11 protein-coding genes are annotated in these 9580 nt (G+C 67.5%); 6 read left to right on the forward strand and 5 right to left on the reverse strand.

The window, feature by feature from the left end; all coding sequences use genetic code 11:
- The 5 genes from BLP62_RS12410 to BLP62_RS13860 all read right to left on the reverse strand — a co-directional run.
- Positions 1-610: hypothetical protein (locus BLP62_RS12410; protein ID WP_218121488.1), on the reverse strand; the 610-nt coding region annotated here is incomplete at its 3' end.
- Positions 607-1290, reverse strand: a complete 684-nt coding sequence (locus BLP62_RS12415; protein WP_011279292.1) for an ABC transporter ATP-binding protein — start codon at positions 1288-1290, stop codon at positions 607-609. The genes BLP62_RS12410 and BLP62_RS12415, both read right to left, overlap by 4 nt.
- A 13-nt stretch (positions 1291-1303) precedes the next feature.
- Positions 1304-1930 carry a hypothetical protein gene (locus BLP62_RS13660; protein WP_011279291.1) on the reverse strand — a complete coding sequence of 209 codons (627 nt, stop codon included), beginning with the start codon at positions 1928-1930 and terminating at the stop codon, positions 1304-1306.
- Between the two features lie 312 nt (positions 1931-2242).
- Positions 2243-2512 carry a DUF5647 family protein gene (locus BLP62_RS12420; protein ID WP_011279290.1) on the reverse strand — a complete coding sequence of 90 codons (270 nt, stop codon included), beginning with the start codon at positions 2510-2512 and terminating at the stop codon, positions 2243-2245.
- A 5-nt stretch (positions 2513-2517) separates the two neighbouring features.
- Positions 2518-2835, reverse strand: coding sequence for a DUF7718 family protein (locus BLP62_RS13860; RefSeq protein ID WP_093008633.1), 318 nt, complete (start codon positions 2833-2835; stop codon positions 2518-2520).
- Positions 2836-3052: 217 nt separating this feature from the next.
- On the opposite strand from BLP62_RS13860, the gene BLP62_RS12435 reads away from it, so the two are divergent.
- The 6 genes from BLP62_RS12435 (at position 3053) to BLP62_RS12460 (ending at position 9200) form a co-directional block, all read left to right on the forward strand.
- The gene (locus tag BLP62_RS12435; RefSeq protein WP_015618050.1) at positions 3053-3328 is read left to right on the forward strand and encodes a DUF2442 domain-containing protein; all 276 of its coding nucleotides are present in this window, start codon (positions 3053-3055) and stop codon (positions 3326-3328) included.
- A 410-nt stretch (positions 3329-3738) separates the two neighbouring features.
- Entirely contained in the window at positions 3739-4476 is a 738-nt protein-coding gene (locus BLP62_RS12440; protein ID WP_093008634.1) for a hypothetical protein, read from the forward strand.
- Between the two features lie 1799 nt (positions 4477-6275).
- Positions 6276-6575: a ribbon-helix-helix protein, CopG family gene (locus BLP62_RS12445; RefSeq protein WP_029765889.1), complete on the forward strand. Its 300-nt coding sequence runs from the start codon at positions 6276-6278 to the stop codon at positions 6573-6575.
- 6 nt (positions 6576-6581) lie between these two features.
- The gene (locus tag BLP62_RS12450; RefSeq protein ID WP_093008635.1) at positions 6582-7367 is read left to right on the forward strand and encodes a hypothetical protein; all 786 of its coding nucleotides are present in this window, start codon (positions 6582-6584) and stop codon (positions 7365-7367) included.
- Positions 7364-7714 carry a hypothetical protein gene (locus tag BLP62_RS12455; protein ID WP_029765893.1) on the forward strand — a complete coding sequence of 117 codons (351 nt, stop codon included), beginning with the start codon at positions 7364-7366 and terminating at the stop codon, positions 7712-7714. The genes BLP62_RS12450 and BLP62_RS12455 overlap by 4 nt, the downstream gene beginning before the upstream one ends.
- Before the next feature lie 544 nt (positions 7715-8258).
- Complete coding sequence (locus tag BLP62_RS12460; RefSeq protein ID WP_153184278.1) at positions 8259-9200, forward strand: hypothetical protein; 942 nt, start codon at positions 8259-8261, stop codon at positions 9198-9200.
- Positions 9201-9580 lie beyond the last annotated feature (380 nt).

The raw sequence follows: 9580 nt of genomic DNA on the forward strand, positions 1-9580 counted from the left end.
GGAAGGGGGCGTCTGGTGTTTTTCCACAGCTCACCAAGCGCCCCCTTTTCCTTTGGCTTGTCAAGGGGGTATGCATTGAATATCCGAAAGGGGGGAAAAGGAGAAGATAAAAGGTGAGCATCTCGGTAAAGCTCCCCACTTGCTTGTAGCGCAGTGAGGCTGCGAGCAACGAAAGGCCGAGCCCCCAAACGCCTGTCAGCGCCAGCAAGCTGGCGGCCAGCGCTTCCGGCCCGAGGCCAGCCAGCGAAACACCGCTCAGCCTAGCGTAAACTGCTAGGGCAGCGACCCAGGGCAGGGCCATCGAAAGCTCAGCGAGGGAGAGCGCAACGACAAGGGCCGCGGGGGAGTGGGGCGAGGCGAGCAACCGGCCTAGCGTGCCCAGATAAGCTTCCTCCAGAAAGAAGTTGGCCATCCTTGCCAGCAAGTGCGCGGCGAGATACCAGAGTAAAAATCCGGCTACGTAGGCCGGTCGCGCTGAATACCCCTGGCTGGTATACAGAATGGCGGTAAAGAAAAACACCTTCACTAAAAGTCCAAGCGCATAATCGGTAAAATAGCGCCTCTGAAGGGCAAAGCTGCGTGCCAGAAAAGCGCGAAAAAGGGGAGTCACCGGTACACCTCCAAAAGCCAATTCCGGAGCGTTTCTGGGTCATGGACCCCTTTGGCTGCGAGATCCGAACGAACCGCGATCTCGCGAACCTCACCTCCTTTCAGCACTATGAAACGGTCGGCAACTTCCCAGGCCAAAACCGGGTCGTGCGTGGTAATGAGAACCGTGGGGAGTTCCTTGATACGCGCAATGAGGTCGTTTTGCGATTGGAGATCGAGCCCCAAGGTCGGTTCATCGAGGACATAGGCCGCAGCTTCCTGTATCAGGGTGCTGGCAAGGGCGAGTCGCTGTTTCTGTCCACGCGAGAGGTTCTGGGCCAACCGGTCTCTCGCTTCCCCCAGACCAAACGCGGACAGCAACTCTAAGCCTTTCTCACGGATGGTGCGTTCGGGGACACCCGCGAGCCTGCCGTAAAAAAGCAAGTTCTCCCAGGCTGTCAGGTATCCGTAGAGGTTCTCGGCCTCCTCAAAAAGAAAGCTTAGCCAGCGCCGTTTGCCCGGAGTAGGGCGGCTTCCGAACACCTTAAGCTCGCCGGCATCTGGTTCCACCAACCCAGCGATGATCTTCACCAACGTGGTCTTGCCTGCCCCGTTCGGACCGAGGAGAACTACCCGCTCCCCCGTCCGCAGGAAAAAATCTACTCCCCGGAGGGCAGGTGTCCCCCCGGGGTAGGTTTTCACGACACCTTTAGCTTCAACGACGTACGGCTGCCCCTTCGTTGATGAGACCGCCACGGCCCTCAGTCTTGTAGTAGAGATCCGTCGAAATCGCCGTACTGTAGACAAATCGCTGAAAGGCCCCCAGGAAACCCGTCAGAAGGGCGAGGTATGTGGAGCGTATGGGAACCTCACCGTCATCCACCGCCCGTACCCAAACCCGGGGATCGTGCGCGCTGCTCTCGAGCCGATCCTTGGATTCCCTTAGAGCATCGAGGTAGGGTCCAAAGTACTCCTTGACTTTGGCGAATTGCGCCTGTTCCTTCTTGAAGGTTTCCACGAGGTTTTGTGCTTTGATCGCACTGGCCATTTCATCAAAGAGAACTGTGTTCAAATCAAGTAGCACCTTTCCTGAAAGCTCTTTGCGAAGCACATCAGGTTCGAGCTTTGGAGCCAGCGGGTTACCCGGATATTTCTCAATAGCGATGTCTTCGAGCATCATGGTGTAAGCAGCATCAATGTCGCGCAAGCGCTGCTTTGCGGTTGCCGCAAGGTCCAGGCTCTGGTTGTGGTGAGAAAGTGCCTCGTCGTACGAACCGTTAAATGCTGCAATGATGGCTTCCTCATATGCGGTGTTCGCAGCGAGAAGGGTTTCAAGCGTCATACCAACGACCCGACTCACACGAGCTGCGGAAGAAACGAGCATTATCTTTTTGGTCGGTTTGTGATTGATTCCACCTATACCCTAACTGTTGCTCTCCAACATGAGAATTTGGTGAGCCATGGAAGGGGGCGCGGGTGCGGCTTCCCGGTGAGGCCCCTTGTGGTGCGCTTCATGGCCCGGAGGCCCCACCTCCTCCCCGCCTCCTGGGGCTTGGTCCTGGTCCTGGGGGTGGTGGAGTGGGGGAGGCTTGGGAGAGGCGGTCCTGCGCCTGCCCTTCCTCCCTCGGAGCTCTCCGGGGCCTCTCCCGCCCCCCTAGGCGGCCCTGGGGGCCACCTCCACCTCCCTGCCCGGCAGGAGGAGGCGGACGGGCCTCCCCTCCAGGAAGAGGGCGTAGACCAGGGGCCAGCCCTCGGGGTTAGGGGCCTCCCGGGCCCAGGCCAGGGCCTTCGCCGCCACCTCGGGCTCGTCCAGGGGGAGGAGGACCAGGCGGTAGGCCTCGGGGAGCTCCTGGAGGAGGCCTGCCTCCAGGAGGTGGTCCATGAGGATCCCGTCCAGCTCGGCCAGCCTTTCCGCGGGGTTCACCACGCTTACCTCCCCTGGGCCTTGGCGGCCCGGTAGGCCTCAATGTACTCCTCGGCCCGCTGGGAGAGCTCCTTCTCCGCCACCTTCGCCGCCCTGCCGGGATCCTCGGGAAGGTCCACGGGCTCGTGGGCGGCGACGCGGTTCCGGTCCCGGTGGGCCCTGCCCCCTGCGGTGTCGTAACGGGCCACCCAGACCCAGCGGCCGTCTTCGGGGTCCCACCACTCCAGCTGCACCGCCCAGGAGCGCAACTTCCCCCGCTCCACCTCCAAGGTGACCCGGAGGCGCCGGTCGGGGCCGATGACCACTTCCCGCCTACGGACCATCGCCCCAAGTTACCTTCTTCTCCCGGTCCTTAAGGGACCTAGAAGGCCTTCCACCCGAAGGGGAGTGCCTCCTGCCCCTCCCCCGGGCTTCCCAGGGCCCTGGGACTGGTGGTGGAGTGGGCCTCCCTGCACCGGGAAGCCCTCCTAGAGAACTGGGAGCGGGCCCGGCGGGGCGAGCCCCTGAGGCCCATCCCACCCCTGGAGTAGTCTGGAGGGGATGGTGGTGGAAGTGGTGGAGGCCAGGCCCCTGGAGGTCTTAAAGCTCCGGCTCCGCTTCTCGGACGGGAAGGAGGGGGTGGTGGACCTTTCGGCCCTGGAGCTTCCCGGGCTCCTCTCCCGCCTCCGGGATCCCGGCTTCTTCGCCCAGGTGCGGGTGGACCCGGAGCTCGGGGCCCCGGTCTGGCCCGGGGGGCTGGACCTGGACCCCCTGGTGCTCTACGCCCAGGCCCTAGGCACCGGGCTTCCCCTGCCGGCGGAGGCCTCGGGGGCCTAGGCCCTCTTTGCGCGAAGGCGAACCTTCGCGCAGGGGACACGCAGGGGAGGGCGAAAATACCCCAAAATGACCCCCCGGACCGCATAGGCTTGCCGGGGATCCCGGGGGAGAAAGCGGGGTTTATGCAACCCACCCCCCGGGGATCCCGGAGGGAGGGAAGGGCATCCTTTTGCAGTCCGGCCCCTTACCCTGGACCCCGTGGACCCCACCCCCTGGCCCCTCCACCGGGTCCACCTGGAAGGCCCCGCCCACCTCAGGGCTCCGGTCTGGTCCGGGCTTGACCTGGACTCCCTTCTTGTCCTCTATGCCCGGGCCTTGGGCACCAGGCTCCACCTGCTGGCGGAGGCCCGGGAGAATCCGAATCCATCGGGTTTAACGGGTATATTTCAGGAAGTGGTAGGAGGTGAGGTATGAGGAAAGAACAGACGGCGGCGCTTCTCTCCTTGGCCCTGCTCCTCGCGGCCTGCGCCCCGGCGGCCACCACGCCTCCGGCGGGGACCAAGCCCGAGGCGAAGCCGGCCCAGGAGGCCCAGGCCCCAGAAAAACCGAAGGCCCCACCGTACAAGGTCAACACCCTGGAAGAGGACGTGGACCTCCTCCTCAAGCCCATAGCGGAGGTGGACCTGCCCGTCCTCTTCGGGGAGGTGAAGGAAGGGCCCTACACCGAGACCTTCTACGGTAAGGAGCGCGCCCAGCCCCTCTACGCCGTCCTCTACGGACCCCTGGAGCTGGAGAACCCCTTTGCCCGCAAGGAGGTGGAGGCCAAGGCGGAGAAGCTGCGGCCCTTCCTCACCTACTCCAAGGAGGAGATCAAGCGGGAGGAGGACGTCCTCTACGTGCGGGGGAAGCTCTTCGGGAGGTACCGCGTGGTGGTGCGGGTGCCGCTGGAGAAGCGCCAGGCCTACCTGAACGCCTTGCAACTGGCGCGCACCGCCCAAGCCCTCGGCAGCCTGCTGAGGGTGCGGCAGAAGGAGGCTGAGGAGCTGGCCTACCTCCTGGAGAACCCCCCGAGCCTCTGGGCGGTCTACGCCCCCTACCGGGACCCGACCGCCTTCCCCCTCTTCGGCTCCGACTTCTCCGAGGACAAGGAGGTGGTGGTTTCCTACAGCCGGGTGCTGAGGACCCTGGAGTGGTACCTGAACCATTAGAGTGAGGCATTCAGCGACGGGGGCCGAGTGAGGCCAGCCCCTGAGGGCCCTAGAAGGCCGCCCCCCGGAGGGGCCAAGGGGAAGTAGCCCCCCACCCCTTCCCCGGCCTTCCAGGGGCCTTCCAGGCGGCTTGAGGGGCAAACAGAAAACCCCGGCTGAGGTGTCAGCCGGGGGTGGGGGATAAGGGTGTCCCCCTGTAAGGGTGGGCTTCTCGCCCTGAGATTCGTGTCCTTCCGGGCCCGCAGGCCCTTCCGGCCACCGCCCGGGAACCCCCCGCGGGGAGCTCCGGGCTTCCCATCTCCCGGTTTCTGGGCCCGGGAACGCCCCCTCCTGTCCGGCCGGAGGACGCCGTGGCTGGCCCGTTTGGCCGGCCTTCGCCGCCACGGTTAGGCCCGTGGCCACCACCGCGTTGAGGCCCGCGGCCAGCCGGCACTCTGGCAGTTCCCTTCCCCCCCTGTGAGGCCGGGGGACCACGGCGACTCCCGCTGCGCCCTCTCGGGGCGACCTTCTCGGCCAGGCCGACCTCCCGGTCAACCCCTTCTCGGCCCTGTCGCCCCCTGGCGTTTTGGGACGCCGCCTGGCGGTCGCCGCCACGGATAGGCCCGTGGCCGCCACGCCTCCCCCTGTTGTAGCCGGGATCCGCCTCCTCCCGGAGGCCTCCCCCGGTGGGGGCCAAGCGCCTTTTCCTGCGACACCTGAGGCTTCACGCCCCAGAACTTCCGACACCCTCAGGTACTCCACCTTCCCCTCGGGATCCCTCTCCCGGTTGTCGGGGCAGGGGTTGCCCCCCGCCCCCGAAGCGGTGCCGAGGCCCCCTGGGGTGGAAGCCCCAGGGTAAGCCGGTCTGCCCTTTCCTAGGCCCTTAGGCCAGGTTCCACCACGGCGGGTACGGGGCCCCCACCGCAGCTTCCCCCCTCGTACTCGGGCAGTCTCCCCCTCTCGCGCGCCGGGTTTTCGCCGCCGCCTCGGGAGGCCTGGCCTCCGTACGCCGCACGGCTACTCCCCACGGCTCACCTGTCCCCCTTCGTCCCTGCTGCCACAGGTCCGGGGTCCAGGCCGAGAGGTTCCCCCGTTAGACCGCGGTACCTGCCACCTTCCCGCCTTCGCTACGCCCTGGCCGCTTGCGTGGCCCTTTCCCCCTACGAGGTTCCGGAGCTCGGGGTACTCCGGGCACGGCCAGGACTTCACGGACCCCAGGCGGGGGGCTCGGAGCAGAGGGGGAGTCGCACCCCCCCCGTTACAGGCCTAGCTGTCGTGCGCCCCCGGTTGTCCCGGGTCAGCGGGGCCTCCAGTCTCCCTCAGCCCCCTGGTGCCTCGCGGCACCCTCAGCACCGGCCTGCTCCGCACACGTGATGGGGCTATGGGTTCACCCCATCCCGTGGCCCGGACTTTCACCGGGTTTCCCGCGGTCAGCCCTGGGGGTTTTGACCCCCCAGGACCCTTTCCGGGTCGCCCAACCGTCGCCCCCGATCCCTCGGGGTATGTGGATTGCGGTCGAGCCGGAGGCTGTGCCTCCAACGCGCCGCGTTTGGTGCCGCGCCAGCCAGGACTTCCCCCGGCACGCGGCTCACCCGGCCTTCGCCCTCGGAGTGGCAGCTCCTAGGCTACTTGTCCGGCCCCGGCACCACCCGGGTTAGGGTTCACCACCAGCCTACGCGGCCCCCCCGCCCCAGGTCAAGCGGGTCGCCCAAAGGAACCTCACTAAGAGCCAGGGAACGCCCGGGAACGCGTGAAATAAAGGGCATCCTCTTTACAATCCCCCGCCCCCCGCGCTACCCTACACCTCAAAGGAGGCCGCCATGTCCACCCTGTCCCGCCTGGAGAAGCGCCTAAAGGAGAAGGCCAAGCCCCGCCTTGAGGAGCGGCTTACCCTGCGCCTGGATCCCGACACCTACCGCGCCCTGGAAGCCCTCGCCAGGGAGCACGGTATGACGCTTTCCGAGCTCGCCCGAGAGGCCCTGACGATGCTTGCGGAGGAGTACCGAGCTAGGGCGACAAAAGAGAAGGCGCAAGAGCCGCCTAACGAGCAACCCGAAGAGCCTTCCGACACGCCCCCCTCCGACACGCCCCCCCTCTTCTCCGGGGCCGCCCAGGAGTAGACCGCCATGACCGACCCCGAGGACTACCCCCTCCTCAGAGGCCAGACGGCCCTCCTGGCCCAGGCCCTGCGCCTGGTGAGCCGGGACGGGTACACCTGGTGGCAGGTCCAGACGGTCCCCGTGGAGAAAATCTTGGCCGCCGTGAAGAAGCTGGACGAGAAATACGCGGTCCTCATCGCCCCCAAGGCCCGGGCCATTCGGAAGGAGGCCCGCCTCCCCGTGGCCCACCTCCTCCTGGCCCCGGTGAGCGTGATGCCCCCGGAGAACCCTCCTCCCACCTGGCCCCTCATGCTCCTGGCCCCGCACCCCCTCCCCGGGGAGGGGATGCGGCGGGTGGAGGCCTCCCCCGAGCCCCAGCGCCCCCTCTACTGGGTGGCCTGGCGGGAGGGGGAGTGGAAGCCCACGTACGTCCTGCGGAAGGACCAGCGGGGGCGGTGGACCTGGTTCCTGGAGCCCTCCTTTCACCGGGCCCTCCTGGAGGAGGCCCTGGCCTACGCCGCCGAGGGGGACTGGAGGGCCCTCGTGGGCCACATGAAGGCCCTGGGGAACCTGCCCATGTTCAGCGGGGTGTGGAGCCAGGTCCAGGAGATCCGCCGCAGGGTGCAGAAGCTCTGGGGGGACCGGCACCTGCGGGATCCCTCGGGCCAATGGAAGGCCCCGCCCTGGCGGAAGGCCGTGGAGGAGTGGCCCAAGGCCCCCCTCTCCCCCATCGGGATGCGCCTCTACCCCGAGGAGCCTCCCCGGACCCTCGGGGAGTGGTGGGAGGCCCACCGGAAGGGGGGCGGAGGGTGATCCGGCGCCTCGCCGGGGTCCTCTGGGCCCTGGCCCAGACTCTCCCCGACCCCGAGCGGGACCCCGACCTGGGGCCCTTCTGCACCTACCTGCGCCAGCGGTACGGCCGCCATCCCCTCGCCCTCTCCCCCAAGGAGTGGGAGGAGGGCCTCCTGGACCTCATCGCCGAGACCATCGCCGAGGGGTGGGACCGGTACGGGGCCCCCTCGGCCGCCCGGGATCCCGAGGGGGAGGGGTACATCGCCAGCGCCGAGGGGCCGGGAGGGCCCATCCTCGTCCGGGCCCCCACGAAGCGTGAGGCCTACCAGGAGGCCCGCCGGGAGTGGATCCGCAGGCTCCTGGGGTGAGCGCCCTATGCCGGCCGGCGAAACTCATGGACCGGCCGGTATCATGCAAAAAGAAGCCCCGGCCAGTTAGGCCGAGACCTCCCCGCCAGGAGGCCTCCATCCTAACCCGGCCGGGAGGAAGGAGGCAAGAGTGGAAACTCCAATCCGGCCGGGAAGCTTTCATAACGAGGAAGCCCGTAAAACCCTTGCCAGCATCCTGAACCTCCTCCAGAAGGACCGCGCCCTGGGGGAGAGGGCCTTGCGCCTTTGGGCCGCCATGCACGGCCTGGATCCCGAGGAGGCCCTGGCCCTGGCCCGGTCTGGGGAGGCGGAGGCCCCCACCTCTCAGGAGGCCCCCCCTTCCCCGGCCCCGGAGGCTCCACCCCCCTCTTCCGGGAGCGCCGTCCAGGAGGGCACTTTTGCCGTGCAACATTCAGTTTCTACTCCCCCAAAGGTGGACCACCTTGAATTTCCCCTCGAGGCGGCTGGCGGGCGTTGTCCCCCCTCCGGCTTTACGCTGGGGCGTTGGGACAATGAATGTTGCACGGCAACCCCAAAGCCGATGATGACCGTCCAAGACGGAGAAAACCGCGCCCTGGCCTGGGTCAGGCGCCTCCTCCAGCAGACCCTGGCCGAGACCCCCGAGGACGACCCCAGGCATCAGGCCCTCCAGGACCTCCTGGCCCTGGCCGAGGAGAAGGGCCTCGAGGCAGGCCCCCTCCGCCTCCTCCTCCTCCTCGCCGCCCTGGGCCGCCGCTACCTCCGGGAGAGGTTTGGCCCCAAGGCCGCCAGGAAGGCCGGCCAGGCCGTCTTCCACCTCCCCGTGGACCTCGTGGCCTCCTTCCTCGGGGTGCACCGCACCACCGTCTGGCGCTGGGCGGCCCCCCTGGAGGAGGCCGGCCTCATCCGGAGCAAGACCCACGTGGCCACGGCGGTGCGGGGCGGGGAGGCGCAGAACCTCAACACCGGCACCGTCTGGGCCGTGCGCCTCAAGCCCGGGCGGGCCCGCTTTGAGCACGGGGACCTCACCCACCCTTGGCGGGACATGGCCAAGGACCTGGAGGAGGGCAGGACCGCCTTCCGGGTCATCTACCCCAAGGGCAAGCGGCGAAAGAAGGGGGACCAGACGGAGCGCTTACGCCCCGAGCGGGTCTCCCTGGAGCTCCTGGTCAAGTGGACCCTGGGGATCCGGGAGGTGCCCGCCCTGGACTTTCTGCGGCCCGCCCCCACGGAGAACCCCACCATAGAGGCCGCCTTCCTCCTGGCGGAGATGGAGGCCCAGGACCGGCCCACTGTCATCGACCTCCTCTCCGAGCGCATGGCCCACGAGCTGGGCGACCCCCACTCCCGGCGCTTCTACGCGGGCCTCCTCTGGAAGGTGGTGGAGGGGAAGCTCAGCCCCCACGCCCTGGTGCACGCCTACCACCGGGCCCGGGCGGCCGTGCGGGAGGGGTACGCCAGACGAGGCGGGGCCTTCCTGCAACACCTCCTCGAGGCGGCGGCCTAGGCCCCCTACCTGGGCCCTTTCGAGAAGGCGAAAAGCAGTGCGGATCCCGGCGCAGGCAGGAGGCCGAGGAGAAGCTCACGGAGGCCCTGAAGCGCCTGCAGAGCCGGAACGAGGCCATCACCGCCCGGGCCCTAGCCAGGGAAGCGGGGGTGAGCCCCACCACGGCCGCCAACTGGCTCAAGCGGATGCGGGGACAGGGTTGAGTGCGGATGACTCAAGGGCCCCCCCAAAAATCGGGGTTTTCGCCGTCCAGCACGTGGCGGAGTGGTGTCCACAAGCTGGTGGCTATCATACCCTTTTATGCTAATTCCTTCGTCCTAGGCCACCAGTGGAACAGGGTGTGCCGCCTGAGGGTCTCGGGGTCCTGGGCAAGGACCCGG

This window comes from Thermus arciformis (assembly GCF_900102145.1).
Taxonomy (GTDB): domain Bacteria; phylum Deinococcota; class Deinococci; order Deinococcales; family Thermaceae; genus Thermus; species Thermus arciformis.

Coding starts and splice junctions, on each gene's coding strand:
- BLP62_RS13660 (WP_011279291.1), bottom strand. CDS start 1,930: ATGACGCTTGAAACCCTTCTCGCTGCGAACACCGCATATGAGGAAGCC.
- BLP62_RS13860 (WP_093008633.1), bottom strand. CDS start 2,835: ATGGTCCGTAGGCGGGAAGTGGTCATCGGCCCCGACCGGCGCCTCCGG.
- BLP62_RS12435 (WP_015618050.1), top strand. CDS start 3,053: ATGGTGGTGGAAGTGGTGGAGGCCAGGCCCCTGGAGGTCTTAAAGCTC.
- BLP62_RS12440 (WP_093008634.1), top strand. CDS start 3,739: ATGAGGAAAGAACAGACGGCGGCGCTTCTCTCCTTGGCCCTGCTCCTC.
- BLP62_RS12445 (WP_029765889.1), top strand. CDS start 6,276: ATGTCCACCCTGTCCCGCCTGGAGAAGCGCCTAAAGGAGAAGGCCAAG.
- BLP62_RS12450 (WP_093008635.1), top strand. CDS start 6,582: ATGACCGACCCCGAGGACTACCCCCTCCTCAGAGGCCAGACGGCCCTC.
- BLP62_RS12460 (WP_153184278.1), top strand. CDS start 8,259: ATGACCGTCCAAGACGGAGAAAACCGCGCCCTGGCCTGGGTCAGGCGC.